The 24,641-nt window shown below is 33.9% G+C and carries 20 protein-coding genes; 6 read left to right on the top strand and 14 right to left on the bottom strand.

All coding sequences use genetic code 11. The features are described 5' to 3' along the window. Positions 1-5: 5 nt before the first annotated feature. The 6 genes from Q0975_RS24105 to Q0975_RS24130 form a co-directional block, all read right to left on the bottom strand. On the bottom strand, positions 6-3,617 hold the full coding sequence (locus Q0975_RS24105) for an RHS repeat domain-containing protein (RefSeq protein ID WP_299441937.1): 3,612 nt from the start codon (positions 3,615-3,617) through the stop codon (positions 6-8). Between the two features lie 19 nt (positions 3,618-3,636). Further along, positions 3,637-4,767: a hypothetical protein gene (locus Q0975_RS24110; protein ID WP_299441939.1), complete on the bottom strand. Its 1,131-nt coding sequence runs from the start codon at positions 4,765-4,767 to the stop codon at positions 3,637-3,639. A 974-nt stretch (positions 4,768-5,741) separates the two neighbouring features. After that, positions 5,742-6,857: a 3-isopropylmalate dehydrogenase gene (gene leuB / locus Q0975_RS24115; protein WP_299441942.1), complete on the bottom strand. Its 1,116-nt coding sequence runs from the start codon at positions 6,855-6,857 to the stop codon at positions 5,742-5,744. A 50-nt stretch (positions 6,858-6,907) separates the two neighbouring features. Then, the gene (gene leuD, locus Q0975_RS24120; protein ID WP_299441945.1) at positions 6,908-7,495 is read right to left on the bottom strand and encodes a 3-isopropylmalate dehydratase small subunit; all 588 of its coding nucleotides are present in this window, start codon (positions 7,493-7,495) and stop codon (positions 6,908-6,910) included. 4 nt (positions 7,496-7,499) lie between these two features. Next, complete coding sequence (leuC, locus tag Q0975_RS24125) at positions 7,500-8,882, bottom strand: 3-isopropylmalate dehydratase large subunit (protein ID WP_299441948.1); 1,383 nt, start codon at positions 8,880-8,882, stop codon at positions 7,500-7,502. A gap of 58 nt (positions 8,883-8,940) precedes the next feature. Then, on the bottom strand, positions 8,941-10,113 hold the full coding sequence (locus tag Q0975_RS24130; RefSeq protein WP_299441951.1) for a 2-isopropylmalate synthase: 1,173 nt from the start codon (positions 10,111-10,113) through the stop codon (positions 8,941-8,943). 206 nt (positions 10,114-10,319) lie between these two features. On the opposite strand from Q0975_RS24130, the gene Q0975_RS24135 reads away from it, so the two are divergent. After that, a complete protein-coding gene (locus tag Q0975_RS24135; RefSeq protein ID WP_299441954.1) occupies positions 10,320-11,864 on the top strand; it encodes a hypothetical protein in 1,545 nt (514 codons plus the stop codon). A gap of 12 nt (positions 11,865-11,876) precedes the next feature. Continuing rightward, positions 11,877-12,737, top strand: coding sequence for an EamA family transporter (locus Q0975_RS24140; RefSeq protein WP_299441957.1), 861 nt, complete (start codon positions 11,877-11,879; stop codon positions 12,735-12,737). A gap of 63 nt (positions 12,738-12,800) precedes the next feature. On the opposite strand, the gene Q0975_RS24145 is transcribed toward Q0975_RS24140, so the two are convergent. The 4 genes from Q0975_RS24145 to panB all read right to left on the bottom strand — a co-directional run bounded on the left by Q0975_RS24145 (position 12,801) and on the right by panB (position 15,753). Further along, entirely contained in the window at positions 12,801-13,661 is an 861-nt protein-coding gene (locus Q0975_RS24145; RefSeq protein WP_299441960.1) for a hypothetical protein, read from the bottom strand. Positions 13,662-13,791: 130 nt separating this feature from the next. Further along, complete coding sequence (locus Q0975_RS24150) at positions 13,792-14,490, bottom strand: RluA family pseudouridine synthase (protein ID WP_299441963.1); 699 nt, start codon at positions 14,488-14,490, stop codon at positions 13,792-13,794. 31 nt (positions 14,491-14,521) lie between these two features. Then, positions 14,522-14,872 (bottom strand): four helix bundle protein, encoded by a 351-nt coding sequence (locus tag Q0975_RS24155; protein WP_299441966.1) that lies wholly within the window; start codon positions 14,870-14,872, stop codon positions 14,522-14,524. A gap of 62 nt (positions 14,873-14,934) precedes the next feature. Beyond that, positions 14,935-15,753, bottom strand: a complete 819-nt coding sequence (gene panB / locus Q0975_RS24160) for a 3-methyl-2-oxobutanoate hydroxymethyltransferase (protein ID WP_299441969.1) — start codon at positions 15,751-15,753, stop codon at positions 14,935-14,937. 155 nt (positions 15,754-15,908) lie between these two features. Here panB and Q0975_RS24165 point away from each other — a divergent pair, with 155 nt between their 5' ends. Then, positions 15,909-16,376, top strand: a complete 468-nt coding sequence (locus Q0975_RS24165; protein WP_299441972.1) for a nuclear transport factor 2 family protein — start codon at positions 15,909-15,911, stop codon at positions 16,374-16,376. 1 nt (position 16,377) lies between these two features. Here the strand turns inward: Q0975_RS24165 and Q0975_RS24170 are convergent, their stop codons facing one another. Together Q0975_RS24170 and Q0975_RS24175 are read right to left on the bottom strand one after the other, a co-directional pair. Further along, complete coding sequence (locus Q0975_RS24170; protein ID WP_299441975.1) at positions 16,378-16,932, bottom strand: CPBP family glutamic-type intramembrane protease; 555 nt, start codon at positions 16,930-16,932, stop codon at positions 16,378-16,380. A 129-nt stretch (positions 16,933-17,061) separates the two neighbouring features. Further along, positions 17,062-18,486, bottom strand: coding sequence for an L-serine ammonia-lyase (locus tag Q0975_RS24175; protein ID WP_299441978.1), 1,425 nt, complete (start codon positions 18,484-18,486; stop codon positions 17,062-17,064). Positions 18,487-18,726: 240 nt separating this feature from the next. Between Q0975_RS24175 and dnaK the strand changes: the two genes are divergently transcribed. Further along, positions 18,727-20,640 (top strand): molecular chaperone DnaK, encoded by a 1,914-nt coding sequence (gene dnaK / locus Q0975_RS24180; RefSeq protein WP_299441981.1) that lies wholly within the window; start codon positions 18,727-18,729, stop codon positions 20,638-20,640. 201 nt (positions 20,641-20,841) lie between these two features. Further along, complete coding sequence (locus Q0975_RS24185; protein ID WP_299441984.1) at positions 20,842-22,149, top strand: CoF synthetase; 1,308 nt, start codon at positions 20,842-20,844, stop codon at positions 22,147-22,149. A gap of 42 nt (positions 22,150-22,191) precedes the next feature. Here Q0975_RS24185 and Q0975_RS24190 read toward each other — a convergent pair whose 3' ends face one another. Next, positions 22,192-22,866 (bottom strand): DNA alkylation repair protein, encoded by a 675-nt coding sequence (locus tag Q0975_RS24190; protein WP_299441987.1) that lies wholly within the window; start codon positions 22,864-22,866, stop codon positions 22,192-22,194. A gap of 135 nt (positions 22,867-23,001) precedes the next feature. Here Q0975_RS24190 and Q0975_RS24195 point away from each other — a divergent pair, with 135 nt between their 5' ends. Then, positions 23,002-23,469 (top strand): T9SS type A sorting domain-containing protein, encoded by a 468-nt coding sequence (locus tag Q0975_RS24195; RefSeq protein ID WP_299441990.1) that lies wholly within the window; start codon positions 23,002-23,004, stop codon positions 23,467-23,469. Between the two features lie 74 nt (positions 23,470-23,543). Here the strand turns inward: Q0975_RS24195 and Q0975_RS24200 are convergent, their stop codons facing one another. Next, positions 23,544-24,596: a T9SS type A sorting domain-containing protein gene (locus Q0975_RS24200; RefSeq protein ID WP_299441993.1), complete on the bottom strand. Its 1,053-nt coding sequence runs from the start codon at positions 24,594-24,596 to the stop codon at positions 23,544-23,546. Positions 24,597-24,641: the final 45 nt, after the last annotated feature.

Here is a 24,641-nt window from a genome sequence, read left to right on the forward strand (position 1 = left end):
TGTCATTAGTTTTTGTAGTTATACTTGTTTTCAGAAACGAGATTCCCATCCTGGTCTTTTACCAATTCCAGGCGGTTAAAGTCGTCATAATGATACGTCATGGTATAACCACGTGGGTCAATCACCTTTACTAATTGTCCTAAAAAATTATAGCCATAACCAGTAATCAAAGCATTGGGATGATCCGTATAAAGATCCTGAAGTAAACCTTCTACATCGTTTGCTACAATGGTGTTAATCCCACCATCCGAAATGACTGGATTAGGGTTCTCAATTTGGGCCATAATCCATCTGTTATTAGGATGGTATATTACTTTTTTGTGTATGTTCTCATTGACTAGAACTGTAGTAGGTTTTGCTAAGTTATTATAGCCCTGATACTCAATTCTATTGATAAATGGATTATTAGTTTTGGACTGATGTACTCTAAAGGGTAATGGTCCTAAACCATCAAAACTTTTAAAACTGGTTATTACCGTAGACAGTTTTTCTGCGTTTTTAAAATTTTCTATACGAATAGGGTTTCCAATTCTATTTTGTGTAACCAAAGCATCGTATCCAGACTTTTCCTCATTGTTATATAAATTAAGGTCTGGTAAGTTCCCCAGTTGATAATCCTTTGGGTAGTAATATTGGGTTCTCAAAGTATCTGTTGCACTATTATCTATCTCAACAGACCTTAGTAAATAATCAATATCAGGATCATACGTATAATTTTTTGTGGTTTTTATAGATCCATTAAAATTATAGATATATTCGACTTCTGATGACATATATCCGCCACGCCCATTGATGGTTCTTCCTACGAGCTGTTTGGTAGCTGCTTTGGGATCTAAATTACAATCCACTAAATTTGCAGGCCTATTGGGATTATTGGTATCGCATATATCAGGTGGAGCTGCTTCATTAAGGACAGAATCGTTACTACATTGAAAGCACAATAAGTTTCCTGGGTACGTTCCTTCATAAACTCCTCCTCCAGTATTACTATAATATACTTTATACAGATATTTGTTTTCTTCATTTAACTGAAACACTAAACCTGGAGAAGAAAATACAGGGTAGTCTTCATAGGTGAATGTTTTTGTAGATCTTAATCTTCTATAAGCATCATATGTATCTATGATTTTGGGTTTACCATTCTTATATTCAGAAAAATAGTTGTTTCCTAATCGATCAGGAACAATACCGTTTCGACCTACATTGTATTGGGTAACTGTATATCCGTTTTTAGGAACCTGAATAATTCTAGGGTCGCCGGAGCCAACTCCTTCAGCTATAATCCAATCGCCTTCATTATCCGGAGGTGATCCTATGGGAGGGGTGCTTCCATCATATTGGTCTGCCAGTACACGGTTATACTCATATACTTTTTGGTATACTATATGGTTTTGTGGAGAACCGGTTGCAACTGCTTTTCTAACTACAGTTTTTGTGTCAACTATGCCTTGATTGATCTTATAAATTTTTGAAGAACTATAGCTTACCAAAGAAGGCTTATATAATTCTCTAGCACTAGAGAATCCATTTCCTAATCCTGTGACATATTGATATTCTTTTGATGTTAACTTTGTACCATCGTGATCATAATTTTCTAAAGACTTGATACGTAAACCAGGAGCAATGCTCGTTACTACTTCATATTCCCGAAAACGTTGATCGATAATTTCGATACCCACAGAAGTTCCTGCTTGTTTATTAGCAATTGTAATTTGATAATATCCTGCCGCGAAATATTTAGCACGATCTGTATAATCACCTGCAGTGGTATTAGGATACCAAATAAAACTAGAATTAGGTAAAGGAGGGCCACCGCCGCCCCAGCCGATAAAACCATCATAGACTATGGTACTGTTAGGTCTTTTTATAATCCAAGCATCATAAAGCTGACTCCCCGAATTCGTAAATTCGATATCATAGTTACCACTTTCTGAGATGTAGAGCATATCAGATCTTACTTTTGGTGGATGGATGTATTTATCCATACAAAGGCCTCCACAATCAAAGGTACTTGTTCCTCCAGATACCGTCACTTTTTCTAATGTAATAGGATCTGCTGCTTGGGTTTTAGTAATACGGTGGTTTTCAAAATTAAATTCGGTATATCCACCAGTTGGATATGTCACTCGTTTTAACACTCCTGTAGCGGATACTAACGAATTGGGATCTCTGTTGGCTCCTGCTATTTGAAGATTAGGATCATCAATTTTAGGGAATAAAGTGGAATTGTTTTTACCGTTGTAATATCCCATATAATCCTGAGCCTTTGAATTTCTTGCAGGAACCCAGGTTGGATTATGATACTCAAAACCAAATCTCTTATCCAGAAGATTATCAGGTGTTCTGAACTCAACAGCATCCAATTTTAATTTGATTTTTAAATGATCCCAATTGGTAACCGTTTGTGGGTTATTGGCGTAGGTAGATGAGCCAAAATAGCTATGATTCAGGTCAATACTTTGAATATGCTGGTTTGTGTTATTGGTATAATCATATTGATATACATCGATGATATCAATAGCATTTTGAACAGATGTGTATGTGCCATTGGAGCGATTTACTTGCCTGTAATCGTATCGATTACTCAAAGTAATATCATAGATTTGTTTTCCGTTATAGGAAACACCTGTTAAAAAAAGTTGTTTAATACTAATATCCGGTGTAATAGAACTAATATTGTCTATACCATGATTGACCTGATTTGGTTTTATCGTAGTAGAAGCAATTTGATATTCTTGTGCAATAACCACCTCACTACTATAGGGTTGCTGTTGATACTGGAACATATATACATCGCTTCTATTAGGAGATTCAATTTTTGTCAATACCCAGGAAGAATTATATACCTGCAATAAACTATATGAATTAAAGGAGCTGTCATCTCCAATTTTTCTAGTCTGCTCTGCCATTTCAAAATGGTATCGACTACCACCTTCATCAGTGATAATCCAACCTTGAATATCTTGATTTGAAGAAGACGGAGCACCGATCACCTCAACTTGTATTCTAGGGTTTGAAATCACCTTGGCTTTCATGCCATCTGTAATGTCAAAAGCAATTACTTCATTAATCCCAAGAACATTCAATGTAAAATAATCTGGATGTACATCAATACGACCTTTTTCGATATCTTTTGTCCATTCATAGTGATCTCGTGCAGAAGATACACTGCCAAAAATGCCACCCTGACCATAATAAGATTGTAATCGTGATCTTATGGTTCCGTCAAATACTGATTGACCGCTAATTCCATTATCCGGTAATCCATTAACTACTCTCGATATTCTTCCTCCAAGATTTAAATTCCATCCCAAACCAGCTCCTGTAGCGACCTGAGAAACCTTGATGTCTTGATTATACGATAAACTTATTGGAAGTGTCATCTCTGCTCCGGTATGTGTATATAGGGGTAATGAATACCCTAAATTACCTGTATAACTATTTACGGGTACTTGTCCATATTGCATAAAAGCAAAAGCTTCGGGAGAAACAGGAGAAGGAATGGAACGGCTTAACTCACTCACATAGTCAAATCCACCATTACTATGGCCATCTTGAGCCCAACAAGAGATTCCGATTATTACTAAGAGTGTTGTTATATATTTTTTTGTAATCATTTGTCTTCTTTTAAAGTGATTATTCTTTACCTAACAACGCCTCAATCTTAGCCAATCGAACTTCAAGATTTTGGTTGTTCGTTGTTAGTTGATTGTTGATAGTTTCCTGCTCCTTCAATTTCTTTTCCTGCGCAATTGTATAAAGCGTGAGTTCCTCAATCTTTTCCAAGAGTTTGGCATTCATTTCACCTAATAGGATACCGTTTTCTGCTACTTCTGCAGCAGAAGGGATGTTGATTAAATGTCCTTTTGTAGCAATATGATCTTCTACTTGTTGTAGGGTAGGGAGGTTGTAACCTTCTTTAAAGACATAATCAGCCCAACCGATTAGATCTACTTTTACTTCTTTGGTATGGATGTTACCGTTTACGGCTAGTTTTGAATCTGGAGATGTAGTGCCTATACCGATGAAGCCATTTGTGTCAATTGTCATATGAGTATTGGAAATACCAGAACCAAAATTCATTTTCTGGATTGACCAAAGTCTAAAATCTGCATTATTCTTTTCTAAAGCACCAATTCCAGTCACTACAAATTTTGAACTACTACGAACATTTCCTATAACTTCCAATTTGTCATTTGGAGAATTTGTCCCAATTCCAACATTACCATTGGTTTTTACAATCATTTTCTCACTTCCTGATGCTAATATGCTTAAATCGTTTCCCGTTTTTGCTCCAATAATGGCTTTACCTGTATTCCAACTTAAAATACCATGATCAGCAGATGATCCCCAGTTCATAACTCCATCTCCTCTAAACTTAATTCTATTGTTTAGTTGTAAAGTAGTAGCGCTTGAATTTCCCTGATCAGTAATTTGTAATTTAGCCGAAGGTGAATTAGTACCAATACCTACATTACCACCATTAAAATAAGTATTTCCATTAGATGCAATCTGAAATTTATTTTCAAAACTAGAATTCCTTCCAGTGATATACGCGTGCTCATTACCATTTAATGAGATCATATAACTTCCTCCTTTTTGAACATTTATAAAACTTTGACCAGCAATAGAACCATTAACGTCTAATTTTTTAGTAGGTGAAGTAGTTCCAATCCCTACATTACCATCTGGAGGAAACGTATTGGTCTGACCAAAAACATTCATACTTGACACTAAAACACACAGAAAAAACAATGATTTTCTCATAATTGAAAAATTGATATAATTAAAATTGATAATAAAACACTTCTATTTTAGGGTTTAGAAAAAGGGTGCAAATATAAGGATGTTAAGGTATTCCCGTAATTGAAAAAGTTCAATTGTTAACAAGTTCTTATTGTTGTTAAATATTGTATTTGAATATTTAATTGACAGTAAGATGCTTAGGTGAATATTCCCTTAATACATTATATTTTTATTCTTCAAAATTTCCCGTTTGGTTTTACTTTATATGGGTAAGTGTCGTGATATTAAGATATGTTACTATCAAAATTCATTTTTTTTGAAAATAATTTTAGAATTCACTCTTTTATTACATCCATAGGTCAAAACTGAAAGAGGGTTGAGCGTAGCCGAAACCCAGAAAAATTACCCTTCGACAGGCTCAGGGTTGGAATATTCTGAGGATTTGGATAAGCTCAGTATGATACTTCAGGCGTAGGAAATAAGTGAGCGTTGAGGGTAGTCGAAATGTGACATGTTCAATATCTATGTAATCGAAAAGTGGCAAGTTCAATATGATATCTCAGGCTTCGGGGAAGTAAATGAGTACCACAAGAGGGCTGAGATTCACGAAGTCGAAAAGCTTAGCAATACCTTACTCTTAACCTGAGTTCGATGTAAAAGGTGCTGTTATTTAATGTTTTACAATCTAAAGGATTCTTTCTCCTTGGAGGATAATTGCTATTGCGATAGGAGAGATGTAGCGTTGGAGTTAGCCCGCCTGACCGGACGGGCAGGGATGAGGTTTTTTCATAATAGAGTCCCTCACCTTAATCCTCTCTCAGAGGGAGAGGAAACATAAAAAGTATGATTACTTGTAATTATACTTTGTCTATACCTTTTCTTATATCGAATCCAGGTTCAGGTTCTACGTTTAAAAATTTAAAATTGTACAAAACAAAAAAAGCAACCAAACTATAAAACCTGATTGCTTTTTAATGAAAAATATATAACTATCATTATATGATCGTAGACTGACCTACGTGTATGTTTTCAAAATTTATATTGGGATCCTCAGGATTGAGAATGTAATCATAAATAAAATCTCCTACTTTTTCTGTAGTCAAAGGATTGATACTATTAAGATCCGGAGTGGTTAGATCTAATTCTAATGCTTTTTCTACAGCATCTTTGATGGCATTAGCTTCATCGATAAGATTAAAATGCTCTAACAACATTGCAGCAGAAAGGATGGCTGCAATAGGATTTGCAATTCCTTTTCCGGTTGCTTGTGGATAGGATCCGTGAATGGGTTCGAACATACAGCACGTATCACCAACAGATGCCGACGCTAATAATCCAATAGAGCCACCAATGACACTTGCTTCATCAGAAATGATATCTCCAAACATGTTTTCTGTAAGAATGACATCAAATTGGCTAGGGTTAAGAATGATCTGCATGGCTGCATTATCTACAAACAAGAAATCCAGTGCTACATCATCATATTCCTTAGCTATTTCTGTAACTACCTTTCTCCATAAACGTGAAGATTCTAGCACATTTGCTTTATCCACCAAGGTTAGCTTTTTTCTGCGATTCTGCGCAGCTTTAAAAGCTAGATGTGTAATACGTTCTATCTCTTCTTTAGAGTATTCACATAAATCAGAGGCTACAGTTCCTGCGGAGTTTAGATGTTTTTTTCCAAAATAGATACCACCAGTAAGTTCTCGGTATATAGAAATATCTGTTCCTGCTATGATTTCTCTTTTTAATGGAGAGTTATCTAGCAACGTTTCATAGGCTTTTACAGGACGTATATTAGCATATAGTCCCAATTCCTTACGTAAACGCAGTAGTCCTTGTTCTGGACGTACTTTTGCACTAGGATTATTGTCATATTTAGGATCCCCGATTGCCCCAAAAAGCACAGCATCTGTAGCTGCACAAAGCTGTAAGGTTTCATCAGGTAATGGATTACCTGTTTTTTCAATAGCTATAGCTCCTACTAATGCATCCTTAAAAGTAAAGGCGTGATCAAAACGATGTGCAATAGCTTCTAATGTTTTTATGGCTTGAGAAGTAACTTCTGGACCGATTCCGTCTCCTGATAATACGGCTATTTCTAGTTTCATATTTTATAATTATTTAGGCTTCGACAAGCGCAGCCTGGCAATTTTATTTTTTAAACTCTTGCCTTTTCGAAGGCTTCGATTTCGGACTTGTTACTTAGTAAAAAATCAATATCATCATATCCATTTATTAAGCAGGTCTTTTTATAGCCATTAATTTCGAAATTGGCTTCAGATCCGGTTGATAGGATTGTGATTTTTTGAGATTCTAGATTTACTTCAATTTGAGTTGTCGAATCTTTTTCGATTTCGGCAAATAATTCTTGAAGAAATTCTGGAGATACTTGTACTGGTAGCAATCCATTATTCAATGAATTCCCTTTAAATATATCTGCAAAAAAACTAGAAACTACTACTTTAAATCCATAATCGTGAATCGCCCATGCAGCATGCTCTCTACTAGAACCACAACCAAAATTATCTCCTGCCACTAAAATACTTCCGGTATATTCAGAATTGTTTAAAGTGAAATCTTCATTGGCACTTCCATCTTTATGAAAACGCCAATCTCTAAACAAATTTTCTCCAAAACCTTCACGGTCCGTAGCTTTTAGAAATCGAGCAGGAATAATTTGATCCGTATCTACATTTTCTATTGGTAATGGTATGGCAGAGGAAGTTAGTTTGATAAACTTATCCATAATTTTAATTCAAGTGTTTAGTGATGTCTACGATTTTTCCTTCAACGGCTGTCGCTGCGGCTACTAGTGGACTAGCAAGAATAGTTCTTGCACCTTGTCCCTGACGGCCTTCAAAATTTCTGTTTGAAGTAGAGACGCAGTATTCTCCTTCAGGAATTTTGTCATCGTTCATAGCTAAACAAGCAGAACATCCTGGTTGCCTGAGTTGAAACCCAGCCTCTTCAAAAACTTCGTTCAGTCCTTCATCAATTATTTGTGATGCTACTTGTTGTGATCCAGGCACCAACCAAGCAGTAACACTGTCGGCTTTTTTCTTTCCTTTGATATAATTGGCGGCAACTCTAAAATCTTCAATTCTACTATTGGTGCAACTTCCTATAAACACATAATTGATTTCTTGATTAATCAAAGATTGTCCTTTTTCAAAATTCATATATGCTAATGATTTTTCGAAAGAAGCATTGTTCTCTGTTGGTATCGTAGAAGTAACCTTGATCCCCATTCCTGGATTGGTTCCATAAGTGATCATAGGTGCTATGTCTGCAGCATCAAAATGATATTCTTTGTCAAAAACAGCGCCTTCATCTGTAGGTAGTGTTTTCCAATAGGCTACTTTTTTATCATACGCTTCTCCTTTTGGAGCGAACTCTCGTCCTTTTACATATTCAAAAGTAGTTTCATCCGGAGCGATCATACCGCCACGAGCACCCATTTCGATACTCATATTACAGACAGTCATTCGACCCTCCATAGACATTTCTTCAAACACATTACCAGCATATTCACAGAAATATCCTGTACCGGCATTGGTTCCAAGTTTTGCAATAATATAAAGAATTACATCCTTAGGTAAAACACCCGGTTTTAATTTTCCGTTTACGCTTACGCGTAGACTTTTTGGTTTTTGAAGCAACAAACACTGACTTGCAAAAACCTGTGCTACCTGACTGGTTCCGATACCAAAAGCAATGGAACCAAATGCTCCGTGAGTAGAGGTGTGGCTATCTCCACAAACCATGGTCATCCCTGGTTGAGTAATACCTAGTTCGGGTGCCATTACATGCACAATACCATTATACTTATGACCTAAACCATATAAGGTGATATTGTTTTTATTACAATTCTCTGTAAGTTGAGCTAACTGATTCCTAGATAGAATATCTTTTACAGGTAGGTGCTGATCAACTGTTGGTGTATTATGATCAGCTGTACCTACTATTTGATTAGGTCTATATACAGGAATTCCACGTTGTTCAAGTTCATTAAATGCTTGTGGACTTGTAACTTCGTGGATTAAATGTTGATCTATATAAAGTACCTGAGGACCATTTTCTATCTCTTTGACGACGTGTGCATCCCATACTTTATCAAACAATGTTTTTTTCATATATTTTCTCTATTACTCTTTCTTTTATAAACTAAAAAGAGATGATAAGATTAGATATTTAAGCGACTACCGCTACTTCTACTTCAACAGTTTTCATAATCTGATGAATATCTTCATTGACTACTTCTTTTTTTCTATCAGCGTAGTTTAAGAATTCTTTATATACTTCATCTAATTGAAGTTTGGTTAATTCGTATCCAATTTTTTTAGCTCTATACGCCAAAGCAGCTCTACCGCTTCTTGCTGTAAGTACGATAGCTGATTCGGTTACTCCAACTTCAGCAGGATCTATAATTTCATATGTTTCACGATTTTTTATAACCCCATCCTGATGTATTCCCGAACTATGTGCAAAAGCATTAGCACCAACAATAGCTTTATTTGGTTGTACTAGCATTCCCATGCTTTCGGATACCATTAAGCTTGTGTCATATAATAACTTAGAATCGATATCTGTGTTTAGATTTAAATACGGATGTTGTTTCATAATCATAACCACTTCTTCCAGTGCGGTATTTCCTGCTCGTTCTCCTATTCCGTTAATAGTACATTCTATCTGTCTTGCTCCATTTATTGCTCCCACAATAGAATTGGCAGTTGCTAATCCTAAATCATTATGACAGTGACAAGAAATAATAACATTATCAATGCCTTTGACGTTTTCTTTCAGGTACTTTATTTTGGCACCATATTCTTCTGGTAAACAGTATCCTGTAGTATCTGGAATGTTAAGTACCGTGGCTCCGGCTTTAATCATAGCTTCACAGACTCGCGCTAAAAACTCATTATCGGTACGACCAGCATCTTCGGCATAAAATTCTACATCTTCTACAAAAGACTTTGCATATTTTACAGCAGCGATTCCACGTTCGATCACTTTGTCCTGAGTAGAATTGAATTTATACTTGATATGGGATTCTGATGTACCTATTCCGGTATGAATCCTAGGGTTTTTGGCATACTTAAGTGCTTCTGCAGCAACTTTGATGTCATTTTCAACAGCTCTGGTTAATCCACAAACTGTTGCGTTTTTTACAATTTTAGCAATTTCATTAACCGAAGTAAAATCTCCAGGACTTGATACCGGAAACCCAGCTTCTATAATGTCAACTCCTAGAAGGTCTAGTCGTTCTGCAATTACCAATTTTTGTTTGGTATTTAACTTACAACCAGGGACTTGCTCTCCATCTCTTAAAGTGGTGTCAAAAATTTGGACTTTATTATCGCTCATAGGAATTATGTGAATTATTAATTTTGATCATCTCTTTAAATGATATCTTTTTAAAATATATTCTAAGATGCTTTAGTATTCTCTTACGAATTTATATTTTGGTTATTCAAAAAGAAGGTATTTGCCTACGTGTTTTACAATGTTGAAATGTTTTGATACGAACGTAAGTTTCTTTTAATCAATTAATTACAATATATTTTCTTACAATGACTAATGATCAAAAAGATCCTTTGTTTGTTTTAGTAAAGTCGCTCTCGAAGTCTGAAAAACGACAATTTAAGGTGTACGTTGGAAGATTAGGTGTAAATACTGATTCTAAATTTTTAGCACTTTTTAACCATCTCGATAAAAACGAGTCGTTGGATGAAGAGCTAATTGTGTCCAAAGGAATTGTGAAGAAGCAACAGCTTTCTAATCTTAAGGCCCATTTGTATAAACAAATATTGATTAGTCTTAGACTAAGTCCATTACATCAAAATGTCAGATCGCAAATAAGAGAGCAACTTGATTTTGCAACCATTTTATATCATAAAGGACTCTATAAGCAAAGTCTTAAAATCCTTGATAAAGCAAAAACTGTCGCCAAAGAAAATGAAGAAAATAATATTGCTTATGAAATTGTAGAGTTAGAAAAAGTTATCGAAACTCAATACATAACCAGGAGTATCAATAGCCGTGCGGATGAACTGACGATTGAGGCCAAAATGCTAAGCATGAAAAATGTGCTAACTAGTCGATTATCGAATCTATCATTGCAGTTGTATGGTTTGATGATAAAAAGCGGGTATGTAAGAAATGATAAGGAGCATACTGTTATCACAAACTATTTTCAAAGTAAGTTACCAAAATATGATTGGGATATTCTTGGTTTCAGAGAAAAGTTATGGTTGTATAAAGCGCACTTGTGGTATAGCTTTATGGTACAAGAATTTTTATCGTGCTATAAGTATTCTAAAAAATGGGTAGATCTTTTTTATGAAAACCCCAAAATGATTATTCTTAATCCCGTTTTTTTTCTGAGAGGGAATCATTATTTATTGGAATCATTATATCTCATACAAGATAAAACTCAATTAAGATTAACGCTGAGTAAGTTCGAGAAAACAATCAAATCAGATGATTTTCCGATTGATGATAATATAGAGGTGCTTTCTTTTCAGTTTATATATAACAATAGACTAAATGTTCATTTTTTGGAAGGAACCTTTGCTGAAGGAGAATATTTAGTAACAGAAATTCTAAAAGGAATTAAGGAGTATAAAAATCGTTTAGATGATCATCATATCATGGTGTTATATTATAAGATAGGTTGTTTGTATTTTGGAATGGCTAATCATCGTAAATGTATAGAGTACCTTAGTAAGATTATTAATAATAGATCACTAAAAATGCGGGAAGATCTGATGTGCTTTGCCAGAGTACTAAGTTTGGTAGCGCATTATGAAGCGGGGATGGATTATCATTTAGAAACTCAATTGAAGGAAACGTATAGGTTTTTAATAAAAATGGATGATTTACATGAGGTACAAAAAGAGATGATAAAATTCCTTAAAAATCTCGGTGATATTTTTCCTCATCAGATCAAGGATGAGTTCAGAAAACTTCACAAAACTTTGAAACAATACGAAGATCATCCATACGAAAAAAGAGCATTTTTATATCTTGATATTTTGTCATGGCTAGAAAGTAATATTGAAGGTAGACCAGTTGCAGATATTATTAAAGAAAAATCAAAAAAATTGGTTCGATAACCATTTTATTTCATGCCAAAAAATTCACAGCACCTACGTAATATCCTAGAATTAAATCTCGCCATGCTTTTTATAAGTACCTCTGGAGCACTAGGAAGATATATCGATATGCCAGTACCAGTTACTATTGGTTTTAGAGCCATATTAGCAGGGATCGTTTTATTCTTGTTTTGTAAATGGAAAAAGATATCTTTTGGAATAGCGTCCAAAGATAGGTTTACAATCATCGTTGGAGGGATATTAATGGGGTTACACTGGATAACCTATTTCTATGCACTAAAGATGTCTAATGTGGCGATAGGGATGCTGTCTTTGTTTACATATCCAGTAATTACCTCTTTTTTGGAACCAATACTTCTGAAAACAAAATTTCAGAAAATGCATTTAGTTTTGGGAGCTTTAGTGTTATTAGGAATCTATTTTTTAGTGCCTGATTTTAGTTTAGAAAACTCTTATGCTAAAGCTGTTGGTTTTGGAGTTGTTTCGGCATTATGTTATGCACTTCGAAATCTAATTATGAAGACGAAGGTGAGTAATTATCATGGTTCTATGTTAATGTGGTATCAGCTTGTGATCATTAGTATTATGTTATTGCCAACGCTTTTTATAATGGATAGTTCTGGGTTTGTAAGCCAATGGCCTTGGACATTGATGTTAGCAATACTGACCACTGCAATCGGGCATACATTATTTTTATTTAGTTTAAAGAGGTTTTCTGCCACAACGGCTAGTATTATAAGTAGTATACAACCAGTATATGGAATTATTATAGGAATTATTTTTCTTAAAGAAATACCAGTTTTAACGACAATTATTGGAGGCGTATTAATCCTAACTTCTGTCGTTATAGAAAGTGTTAGATCTTATCGGTAATTAGATAATTCATCGCAAATTTAGGAAGTATCCATGAGTACTCTGATTTTTTAATAGGTAGTACTACACTGTTTTAGAAATGTATTTTGGAGCAATCCATTTTTTGTATATAAAATATTCTAATAAGGGAACAATAAGAATAAGGAATAATAGGATTAATAATGATTTTACTATTCCGTTATATTGAGCCGTAATACCGATAGAAAACCATTGACTTAATTTGTCTAAAACTACTTTTTCTATATCCTGATATCCCACTTCTAATAATAAATCCATAGCCGCATTAAATTCGTCATAAGGAAGTGCTTCAGAAAAATCAATGTGTCCTTTACCGGCAGAAGTTATAAGTGCATACATCGTTAATTTGTATAGATCATCACTATAATTGTTGACAATAAATTTTGCTAGTTTATTTTTGGTTTTATTCAGGAAAGAGCTACCTGTGTCATAATTTTTAAGGTTTTTTTTGAAAAATATGGCATAATCCTGAGAATCTGATTTGGCTTTTATTGCTAACATTTGAGCAGATAGGACAAATTTATTTTTGGCTTCTTCGGATTCAAAAATTTGCTGCACAGAACCATTGTAGATGCCTTCAACAATCATTGTTTTTTCATTATCCAGTATTTTATAGATACCTCTTATAAAACCCCATTGACCAAAAATATAAAGAATTCCTACAATCAGTAATGGAATGTATAATTTTACTGCCCAATTATAATATTTAGGCGCTCTTTTAAAAATACCCTTACGCCAGAGTACAATGCAATATATAATAGCTATTACAAAACCTAAAAATAGAAATATGATGATATTAAGAATCAACGTACCAGAGTTAGGAAGTATGATATCTCTAAGAATACTCCAGATAAAACCCCAATCAATATTTTTGAATAATTCTGACGAATTCGTTATATAATCCATGTATTCTTAATTAGAGATGAAATAATAAAAAATGAGTTTCCCCTATGTGTTAGTATAGTAATTGAGTAAAATGTTACTTATAAAAAAACGTAATTCAGAATGTATTTTTTATTAAATCAGAAAAACATGGCTAAATACATTCATTCCAAATCGGATCGGATGGAGGAGGAGCGATGATAGTTAAAACTTCTTTTTTTACAGGGTGTATAAAGGTCAATTTTCTTGCGTGTAAATGAATACTTCCATTTTTATTACTTCTATCAGCTCCATACTTTAGGTCTCCTTTAATCATACATCCGATACTTGATAATTGAGCTCTTATTTGATGATGTCTGCCTGTATGAAGATCAATTTCTAATGCACAATAGTTGTCTAGTTTTTTTATAATCTTATAATCTAAAATGGCTTCTTTACTATCAACCACTTCATTTTTGTAGGTGTATGATTTATTTTGCTTTGGATTACGTTTTAACCAATGTATAAGCGTGTCATTCTCTTTTGGAGGACTCTTTTTTACAACCGCCCAGTATGTTTTTTTTGCTTCTTTATTTGCGAATAGTTTATTAAGCCTAGGAAGTGCTTTACTTGTTCTTGCAAAAACAATAATTCCACTTGTGGGCCGATCCAAACGATGCACCACACCAAGGTATACAGCTCCAGGTTTATTATATTTTTCTGCAATATATTCCTTTACTATTTCACTAAGTGGTTTGTCTCCTGTTTTATCTCCTTGTACGATATCTCCTGCTCGTTTATTAACGATGATCAAGTGATTGTCTTCATATAGTACTTGAAGATTGGATTTATTTGAGATAGTTTTTTGAGACATGTTAGATCGTTGGATTGCTAGATTTTTAGAACTATTTTAATGTAGATTTGAATTTTGAAGTCATCTTAACAATGGATTCCAAGTCACTTAAAAGTGTATCTAATTTAGTTTGATTAATAAATTTTAAGTCTAAAGAAATAAGGAGTTGTGTTTCAATTTCATAGGCAGAACCTAAAGTAATTTGAAGATATCTAGCAAAATCCTTATTTGATTGTCTAGAAGATCCTTCAGCTATATTTGAAGGAATGGATACTGCTGCTCTCCTTAATTGGTTTGTTAACCCAAACTTTTCAGTTTCCGGAAACCTGGATGTGATATCATAAATGCTGGAACAAAAAACACGACTTTTTTTCCATATTTCTAAATCTTTAAATCGATGCATATTCCTATATCAGCAAATCTAATTATCTAACTATTCCAATGATCTAATAATCTAACTAACAATTAATATTGTTCATTATCATTAGGGAAATCTACAGACTTCACATCAGCAACATATTGTTGGAATGCATTGGTCATTTCGGTATATAAATCTAGGTAACGTCTTAAAAATCTAGGATTAAATTCGTGAGTCATTCCAAGCATATCATGAGTTACCAATACTTGTCCATCAACACCATTCCCAGCTCCAATCCCAATAATCGGAATTGTCAAACTTTCTGCCACTTCTTTTGCTAAAGCAGCTGGAACTTTTTCTAATACGATTGCAAAACATCCAGCTTTCTGTAACATTAGAGCATCTTCTTTTAACTGCTTTGCTTCTGCCTCTTCCTTTGCTCGCACCGTATAGGTTCCGAATTTATAGATGGATTGCGGAGTTAATCCCAAATGCCCCATTACAGGAATTCCAGCATTTAGAATTCTTTTGATGGATTCCTTAACTTCTTTTCCTCCTTCAAGTTTCACAGCATGTCCACCAGATTCTTTCATAATCCTAATAGCAGAACGTAATGCTTCTTTAGGATCACTTTGGTAACTACCAAAAGGTAAATCTACAACAATCAATGCTCTATCTATAGCTCTAATTACAGAAGACGCGTGGTATATCATCTGATCCAAGGTGATAGGTAAGGTGGTTTCATGACCTGCCATTACATTAGAGGCAGAGTCGCCAACAAGAATAACATCTACTCCAGCACCATCTACAATCTTTGCCATCGTATAATCATATGCAGTAAGCATAGATATTTTCTCTTTATTGGCTTTCATCTCTATTAGAGATTTTACTGTAACCCGCTTGTAATCTTTTTTTGCTGTAGACATTTGTGTGTTAATTTAGTGTCGTAAAAGTAATCAATTAGTAAGATCGTAACAAGAGGATATTATTTTTGATTTAAATTTATTTAAAAGAAGTAATTCTTATATTTTTGATAAAACAATTAAAACCTTAATTTTAGGTTAATTAAAGCTCAAATGTTATGCGTAGATTCTTGATACTATTCTTTTTATTTATTTCCTGTAACGCCGTTTTTTCTCAAAAAGAAATAGATGAGAACCAAAAAAATGCAAAACAAGCGGTATTAGATTTTTTTGAAGGTTTTCATAAAGGAGATACTATTCAGATACGAAAGACGATAGATTCTAATATGGCGATGCAAACAATTTCTAAAGGAAAGGACGGTAAAATTAAAACAGTTCAAACCGATATTGGAAAGTTTTTAGAAGTAATACATAACAGACCCGAGGATCAGAAATGGTTGGAGAAGTTATTGAGTTTTAAGATTGACGCCGATGCACATATTGCTCAGATTTGGACTCCATATGAGTTTTATGTAAACGATCAATTTAGCCATTGTGGTGTCAATATTTTTCAATTATTTAATGATGGTAAGACCTGGAGAATTATGGCAATTGCTGATACCAGAAAAAGAGAAGGTTGTAAATAATTTAAGACCTACTACTAATTATTAAAAATACCACTCCATTATTTAAGGCATGTAATAGGATTGGCCAGATAATATGACCATTTTCTATTTTAAGCTTTCCAAACATGTGTCCTGCAATAATTCTGGGAACAATAAGGAGAAATAAGATACTATCTATCCTAACAGAATCTACATAATTGAAAATATGAAGAAAGCCGAATATAATTGAGGTAATCTGAAGTGTTATTGATTGATGATTATTTAAAAACGACTTCGCTTTTTCGAGATAGTTTTTTGAAATTAGCTGTTCATAAATAAAGAATATTCCAGAAATAGCAACTAAAAAGATTAGATAGCGATAGTACCATTCTAGTTCCAACGTAATAAACAATCCTATAATAAAAAGCGTCCATGAGCTTAAGAATAATAAAAGCTCCTTTATTTTGGGATTCACTAAGGTTCTGAACATAAGTTCTTCAATAATAGGAGCAAATACTACCATAGTCAAAAAAGCCTGAAGCTTGTTATCTTTCAATAGCTCGAAAATACTATCCTGAGAATATTTTTTTAAATCCAAATATGGAAATATACTCTGAAGGAATGCTACACAAATGAAGAAAAGAATATACAATCCGAATAATCGGAAGTAAAAGAGGAATAGGTTTTTAATTTTATGAAATAAAATACTTTTAAACATTAGTATAAATTAACAATCACTTAAGCTTACTTTAATTGCTAAACCTCCTTCACTAGTTTCTTTGTATTTCGTATTCATATCTTTTGCTGTTTCCCACATAGTTTCTATTACTTTGTCCAAAGGAACTTTAGCATTAGATGCATCAGAGTCTAAAGCCATTTCACAAGCATTAATCGCTTTTATAGCCCCCATCGCGTTTCGTTCTATACAAGGAATTTGTACCAAACCACCGATAGGATCACAGGTTAAACCTAGATGATGTTCCATGGCTATTTCGCTTGCCATCACTACTTGTTCTGGACTACCACCCATTAATTCAGTTAATGCTCCTGCTGCCATAGCTGAAGAAACTCCAATTTCCGCCTGACAACCTCCCATAGCGGCAGATATAGTGGCACCTTTTTTAAATAAACTGCCAATTTCTCCGGCTACTAACATGAATTGTTTTATATCATCAAAATTAGCATCGTGATTTTCAATCACCATATAGTACATCATTACTGCAGGGATAACACCAGCACTTCCGTTTGTTGGTGCGGTAACAACTCTACCTAAAGAAGCATTCACCTCATTTACGGCGAGTGCGAAACAAGATACCCATTTTAGTATCTGACGAAACTTTACCTCAGTATCTCTAATAGATTCTACCCATTCTGTATGATTAGCGTATTGTTTAGTTCCGATTAGTTTTTTATGTGTATCAAAAGCTCGTCGCCTTACATTTAATCCTCCAGGAAGTGTGCCTTCTGTATGACAACCGAGATACATAGACTCTAGCATGACATCCCATATATCTGCTATTCTTGCATCTATTTCTTTATCACTTTGAAGAGAGCGTTCATTTTCTAAAACAATTTCTGATATCTTTTTATCCTTTTTTTGACAGTATGTTAAAAGATCTGTTGCTTTTTGGATGGGAAGTGGAAACTCTCTAAAAGCTTCCATTTTTTTCTTTTCTCTTTTTCGCTCTTCTTTTACAACAAAACCTCCTCCGATAGAATAGAATGTGGAGGCAATTTTTTGATTATTTTTTAATGTTGCGTTAAAAGTTATTGCATTAGGATGAAATTCTTTAAACTCTTTATTAAATATAATATGAACTTCTGGATCAAAATTAATTTCTAATTCTTTATTAAGAAATAAAATTTTGTTAGATTTTATTTCGTCCACAATACTAGAAATAGAAGAAACATCAATAGTCTGAGGATCATATCCACATAAACCTAGCATAGAAGCAATGTCAGTAGCATGCCCTTTGCCAGTTAATGAGAGTGACCCAAATAGGTCTACCGTAATTGTTTCTATTGAGTCAAAGAAATTATTTTCTTTCAATTCGGCTATCCAGCGCCTACCTGCTCTCCAAGGGCCAAAAGTGTGTGAGCTAGAAGGACCTACGCCTATTTTTAGCATATCAAAAACACTGATACATTCCATAATCAATATTTGTGTGTAATATTAAGGCGGTAAATATAGGGTATTGATAAAAAAGAATACTTTTTTTTAAGGAATACTTAAGGTAGATGTTTTGTTTTCTTTTTTTTATTGTGTTTTGGAATTTGACTACTTATTATGTAAGAATAATGACATCCTGTCAGCAAGATCGTCATGGCATAATCATTGACTTATGTGCAATGAATTATTAGGAACAACACTAAAACATTTATATATAGTAATATGAGTAAGATAATAGGAATAGATTTAGGGACAACGAACTCTTGTGTTTCTGTAATGGAAGGTAATGAGCCCGTTGTTATCCCTAATGCTGAAGGTAAGAGAACTACTCCATCTGTAATTGCATTTGTAGAAGGAGGAGAGATTAAAGTTGGTGATCCTGCAAAACGTCAGGCCGTTACAAACCCAACTAAAACAATCTCTTCTATTAAAAGATTTATGGGGAATAAATTCTCGGAATCAGCAAAAGAAGCAGAAAGAGCTGCGTATAAAGTAGTAAAAGGAGATAATAATACACCTCGAGTTGATATCGACGGTCGTTTATATACACCACAAGAATTATCTGCTATGACACTTCAGAAAATGAAGAAAACAGCAGAAGATTATCTTGGACAAGATGTGACTAGAGCAGTAATTACTGTACCGGCATATTTTAATGATGCACAACGTCAGGCTACTAAAGAAGCTGGAGAAATTGCAGGTCTTAAAGTAGAAAGAATTATCAATGAGCCAACAGCGGCTGCATTGGCATATGGTCTTGATAAAAAAGGTACTGATCAGAAGATCGTAGTATTTGATTTTGGTGGAGGTACGCATGATGTATCTATCCTAGAATTAGGAGATGGTGTATTTGAAGTATTATCAACTGATGGAGATACGCATTTAGGTGGAGATGATGTAGATCAAAAAATTATAGACTGGTTGGCAGAAGAGTTTAAAAGTGAGGAAGATATGGACCTACGTAAGGATCCAATGGCTTTACAACGTCTTAAAGAAGCAGCAGAAAAAGCGAAGATAGAATTATCTTCTTCTTCTCAGACTGAGATCAATTTACCATATGTAACGGCTACTGCAAGTGGTCCTAAGCACTTAGTGAGATCATTAACCAAAGCTAAATTTGATCAACTAATTGATGATTTGGTAAAACGTACTGTAGAACCTTGTCGTACTGCTCTTAAAGCAGCAGGATTGTCTACAAGTGATATCGATGAAATTATTTTAGTAGGAGGATCTACTCGTATTCCTGCGGTTCAGGAGGCAGTAGAGAAATTCTTTGGTAAAGCACCAAGTAAAGGAGTAAATCCTGATGAGGTAGTAGCTGTTGGAGCTGCAATCCAAGGTGGAGTACTTACAGGAGATGTAAAGGATGTATTGTTATTAGATGTTACACCACTTTCTCTAGGTATTGAGACAATGGGTAACGTTATGACTAAGCTGATTGAAGCAAATACTACGATTCCTACTAAGAAATCACAAGTATTTTCTACCGCAGCAGATAATCAACCTTCTGTAGAGATTCACGTACTACAAGGAGAACGTCCTATGGCAGCTGGTAATAAGACTATTGGTCGTTTCCACTTAGATGGAATTCCACCAGCACAAAGAGGAACACCTCAGATCGAAGTTACTTTTGATATAGATGCTAATGGTATTATCAAAGTTTCTGCTACAGATAAGGCAACTAATAAGTCTCAGGATATTCGTATCGAAGCATCTTCTGGATTAACAGAAGAGGAAATCGAGAAAATGAAGCAGGAAGCAGAAGCTAATGCTGAAGCGGATAAAGCAGCAAAAGAAACTGCAGATAAGCTAAATGAAGCAGATGGAATGATTTTCCAAACGGAAAAGCAGCTTAAGGAATTTGGAGATAAAATTTCTGATGATAATAAGAAGCCAGTAGAAGAAGCTTTAGAAGAATTAAAGAAAGCTTATGAAACTAAAGATCTTGCTGTCATACAACCAGCACTTGATAAAATCAATGAAGCTTGGAAAGCAGCTAGTGAAGAGATGTATAAAGCGCAAGCTGAAGCACAAGGTGGTGCGGCAGGACCAGACGCTGGAGCAGGAGCACAACCTGAAGGAGGAGATGCTGAAGCTAGTGATGTGGAAGATGTAGATTTTGAAGAAGTGAAATAAGAATAGTTATTCTATATAAAAAATGCACAGCTCTCGCTGTGCATTTTTTTTTTCTTTTATATGTAGCTATAACAAAAAATAGTTTTAATTTTATCCAGGCTTATATACCCCTATAGTATTTTATTTCACACACAGCTATTCTTAATATAGGTAACCGCTATCAGATCTCACAAAGTTTGATCTAAGTAATGGAATATACTAATGAGTTTATCGCAAGTTTTTCGTAGAAAGATATTTTGGTTTTTTGATATCCTTAAAGGAAATGATATTAAGAAGCATTATCAAGATATACAAGAGTTGATTGAGAACCCAAATTCTCAAACTACTCAAGCTAAGAAAGATCTATATCTTCAGGAAATTCTGCAACATGCTGTGAGTACTACCTGGTTCTATCAAAAATATGCTGGCTATAATTCTATCTCGGATTTTCCGATAATTAACAAAAATATGATTCGTGATAATTTTGAAGAATTCAAGTCTTCAAAATATAAAACAAAGAACTGTGTTTTAGTTTTTACTAGCGGCTCTACCGGTGCTCCCTTTTCCATTTTACAAAATATGAGTAAACGTTGTCGGAATACAGGAGATAACCTATATTTTTCTAATAAATCAGGATATGAAATTGGACAAAAACTAATATATGTAAAAATCTGGGACGATAATTATAAACATAATATGTTATCAAGGTATTGGTGGCAGAATATACATCCCAAAAGCGTTTTTAAATTATCGGATAAAGAAATCGAGAAGTTTATTATAGAGTTGACTAAAGATACTTCGAAGAAAAGTTTTCTAGGATATACCTCTGCACTTACCACTATTTGTCAATATTTAGACAAAATAAAAGCTGCACCCATAGAATCCAATGTTCAATCTGTCATAACAATGTCAGAAGGGCTTAATGAATATGTTAGATATTCCGTGAAAAAGTATTTTGGTATTACGCCAGTATCAAGGTATTCTAATAATGAAAATGGAATTTTGGCACAAGAAGATCGAGATAAAACATCCAAGTTTATCATTAATACTGCCAGTTATTATATAGAGATTTTTGATCTCGATAAAGATGTTCTCGTAGATCATGGGAAAAAAGGCAGGATTATGGTCACCGACTTGCATAATTACGCGATGCCTTTAATTAGATATGATACAGGAGATGTAGGGACTATGGATCTGGATGAAAATAATATATCTTATCTCTCATCGATAGAAGGTAGGAAATTGGATCTTATTTATGATACTAAAGGTGAAATAATACCTTCTCATGTTTCGTATAAGTTATGTAAGTATGGAGATTATAAACAGTTTCAGTTAGTACAGCGTGGTGAAAAAGATTATTTGATTAAATTAAATACAGATAAAAAGGTAGACGAAATTAAGATGTTAGAAGAGTATAAAGGATATTTTGGTCAAGATGCCAATATAGTGATACAATATGTCGAAGAAATTCCTTTACTTTCTTCAGGAAAAAGAAGAGAAGTGACAAATACGTACCACTCTCAATTATAGTTTTAGAGTACTTATTTAGATTCAATTCCTGAGTAAGTAAAGTTATTTGTTTATTCTTTTCAAGGCCTCCTTCTGACTAAGCGGCTTTAATCCAGCTGTAGTTACAAATGATACTACTTCATCAGGGTTAACTTTCGAGTATTCTCGTAAAGACCATCCAATTGCTTTTTGAATAAAAAATTCTGAAGATGATTTATGTTCTAAGCATATATCGAATAAGATTGTAGCATCAGTTTTATCTTTATATCCTAATTGAAAAAGAATAGCACTTCTATTTAACCACATATTTTCTGAAGAAGAAAACATTGTTATTATACGTCCAATCTCATCAGGGAATTGAATCAAATAATTACCTAAAATATGTTTGGCAATAAAATCAACAGAATCCCACCAAGAATTTGTTATAATCAAATCTTTAATGAAATCAATTGCTTGAATTTTATACTTTTTCTTTAAGAATTTATCAGCTAGTTCGATAGCACAGTAATGTAATTCCCGTTTAGGTTTGTTGTATAAATTAGTTACAATAGGAATTATGTTTTTATGAGATAATTCGCTTTTATACTCTTGGACAGTTTGTTTTAATAACTGTTTTCTTAGAGGAGCTTTTACACCGTATAATGAAAAGAGATTCTTCAAATATGCCTCCATTGCTAGTGCATTTTCTTCATTGACATTACTTTCAAATTTGGAAATTAGTTCAGAAATAAACTGCATTTATTTAAATTTTAAAACCAATATAAGAATCATTATAATGTAAAACACTAATTCTCAAACAAATTATAAATGAACGATAACAAATTCTCAAAACACTTGTAATGAGTTAGATATGTTCTGTGTTTTTAACTAAAGTTGGGTAACAATGTTGCGGCCAAGTATATGGATATCAATACTATAAGGTGTCTAAATGGAGTAAACTCTGGACAGAATAACTTAACTAATTTTCCGATCGATTTAGATAACGATAGTAAGGATTGTATAGGACAATCAGGTGGTGATATTACAGATAGAGGAAGCGGATATTTATTTAATATCAATTGGTTGGAATTCTCAGGTGATACAAAAAGCCCTGCAGATACTTTGGGTAAGGATGTAAAACCTATTAAGTTATATCCCAACCTTGCATCAGAAGTAATTTATTTAGAAAATGGAGCAAAGACGATTGTAGAGATCTATGATAGTCTTGGTAAGAAAATACTAATAACAATTATTCAAAATACAAAGGAACCTATTGAAATAAGTAAACTGATAAAAGGAGTATATTTCGTGAAAATTAATAAAGACGGAAACATTATTTATCGACAAATTATAAAAAAGTAGGACAATTAAAAAGCCAATGAAAGATCTTTCATTGGCTTTTTCTTATTTAAATTTAGAAGTCTATTTTATGTTTTTTATCTGATGAATTTTAAAAATTTAGAATCAGATCGGGCAATATATAACCCTCTTGGTAGTGAAGATAAATCTACACTTGCTGTATTATTGACATCTGTTACTTCAAATATTTTTTTACCTAATGTATTATATATGTCTAAGAATGTAGCTTCAATAGAATCATTAATTATTAAAGATGTTGAAGCGTTATTAAAATATAGTTGATCACTATCAAAAATAAAATCGTTAGTAGTTAGTAGTGGTGAAACATTGATCTCAGGATATGCTCCCGTAACACTCCAATCTACGTCTGAATTAGCATCTGGATTTACAGCAGAAGATAGTTTTCCGAAAATATAATATTTCGTTCCTGATAGGGAAGAGCTAATCGGAAAATCGGACGGAATATCAAGTGTTACCGTTGTTGAGACATCTGTTCCGGCAGTAACAGTCGGAGTAACAATAATAGCAGTACCATTTGCAGTAGTACCTCCAAAAATACCAGGCACATCAGCTTCGAAAATTTGAAATTGCGTAGCAACATCCATAGATGCTGTATAGGTGTAGTTTAAAGTTATAGGTTCTCCAGCAGCTACAGAAATGGGATTCGCAGAATCATAGGTTATAGAATACGGAGGACTCGTAACTGTTATTAATGGGTATACTCCTCCTGTGTCCCAGGTTGCATCTGTTGTAGCATCGGAATTTGCAGCAGAAGATAGTTTACCAAAAATGCGATATTCGGTTCCTGATAATGATGAGGATAACGGAAAATTAGTTGGTATATTAAGAGTAATTGTGGCTGTTACATCAGTTCCAGCATCAAGAGTAGGGAACTCAGCCACCGCCGTTCCTATAGCAGTAGTACCTCCGAAAATACCTGAATCATCGGTTTCAAAAATTTGAAATTGCGCACCTACTTGCATCGATGCGGTATATGTGTAATTTAAGGTGATGGATTGACCGGCCACAACGGTTACCGGATCAGCAGAATCATAGCTAATCGCATATTGAGCAGTTGCGCTACAAAAAAATCCTAAACATAATAGCGTTGAAAATAATCTTTTTATCATAATTACAAATTTCAAAACATTGCTTTTTTGACACAACCTGTGTCA

The organism is uncultured Aquimarina sp., from assembly GCF_947500065.1.
Lineage (GTDB): Bacteria > Bacteroidota > Bacteroidia > Flavobacteriales > Flavobacteriaceae > Aquimarina.

What these genes read in the sequence shown, in the direction of transcription:
- Q0975_RS24105 (WP_299441937.1), bottom strand. Translation starts at nt 3,617, where the DNA reads ATGATTACAAAAAAATATATAACAACACTCTTAGTAATAATCGGAATC.
- Q0975_RS24110 (WP_299441939.1), bottom strand. Translation starts at nt 4,767, where the DNA reads ATGAGAAAATCATTGTTTTTTCTGTGTGTTTTAGTGTCAAGTATGAAT.
- leuB (WP_299441942.1), bottom strand. Translation starts at nt 6,857, where the DNA reads ATGAAACTAGAAATAGCCGTATTATCAGGAGACGGAATCGGTCCAGAA.
- leuD (WP_299441945.1), bottom strand. Translation starts at nt 7,495, where the DNA reads ATGGATAAGTTTATCAAACTAACTTCCTCTGCCATACCATTACCAATA.
- leuC (WP_299441948.1), bottom strand. Translation starts at nt 8,882, where the DNA reads ATGAAAAAAACATTGTTTGATAAAGTATGGGATGCACACGTCGTCAAA.
- Q0975_RS24130 (WP_299441951.1), bottom strand. Translation starts at nt 10,113, where the DNA reads ATGAGCGATAATAAAGTCCAAATTTTTGACACCACTTTAAGAGATGGA.
- Q0975_RS24135 (WP_299441954.1), top strand. Translation starts at nt 10,320, where the DNA reads ATGACTAATGATCAAAAAGATCCTTTGTTTGTTTTAGTAAAGTCGCTC.
- Q0975_RS24140 (WP_299441957.1), top strand. Translation starts at nt 11,877, where the DNA reads ATGCCAAAAAATTCACAGCACCTACGTAATATCCTAGAATTAAATCTC.
- Q0975_RS24145 (WP_299441960.1), bottom strand. Translation starts at nt 13,661, where the DNA reads ATGGATTATATAACGAATTCGTCAGAATTATTCAAAAATATTGATTGG.
- Q0975_RS24150 (WP_299441963.1), bottom strand. Translation starts at nt 14,490, where the DNA reads ATGTCTCAAAAAACTATCTCAAATAAATCCAATCTTCAAGTACTATAT.
- Q0975_RS24155 (WP_299441966.1), bottom strand. Translation starts at nt 14,872, where the DNA reads ATGCATCGATTTAAAGATTTAGAAATATGGAAAAAAAGTCGTGTTTTT.
- panB (WP_299441969.1), bottom strand. Translation starts at nt 15,753, where the DNA reads ATGTCTACAGCAAAAAAAGATTACAAGCGGGTTACAGTAAAATCTCTA.
- Q0975_RS24165 (WP_299441972.1), top strand. Translation starts at nt 15,909, where the DNA reads ATGCGTAGATTCTTGATACTATTCTTTTTATTTATTTCCTGTAACGCC.
- Q0975_RS24175 (WP_299441978.1), bottom strand. Translation starts at nt 18,486, where the DNA reads ATGGAATGTATCAGTGTTTTTGATATGCTAAAAATAGGCGTAGGTCCT.
- dnaK (WP_299441981.1), top strand. Translation starts at nt 18,727, where the DNA reads ATGAGTAAGATAATAGGAATAGATTTAGGGACAACGAACTCTTGTGTT.
- Q0975_RS24185 (WP_299441984.1), top strand. Translation starts at nt 20,842, where the DNA reads ATGAGTTTATCGCAAGTTTTTCGTAGAAAGATATTTTGGTTTTTTGAT.
- Q0975_RS24190 (WP_299441987.1), bottom strand. Translation starts at nt 22,866, where the DNA reads ATGCAGTTTATTTCTGAACTAATTTCCAAATTTGAAAGTAATGTCAAT.
- Q0975_RS24200 (WP_299441993.1), bottom strand. Translation starts at nt 24,596, where the DNA reads ATGATAAAAAGATTATTTTCAACGCTATTATGTTTAGGATTTTTTTGT.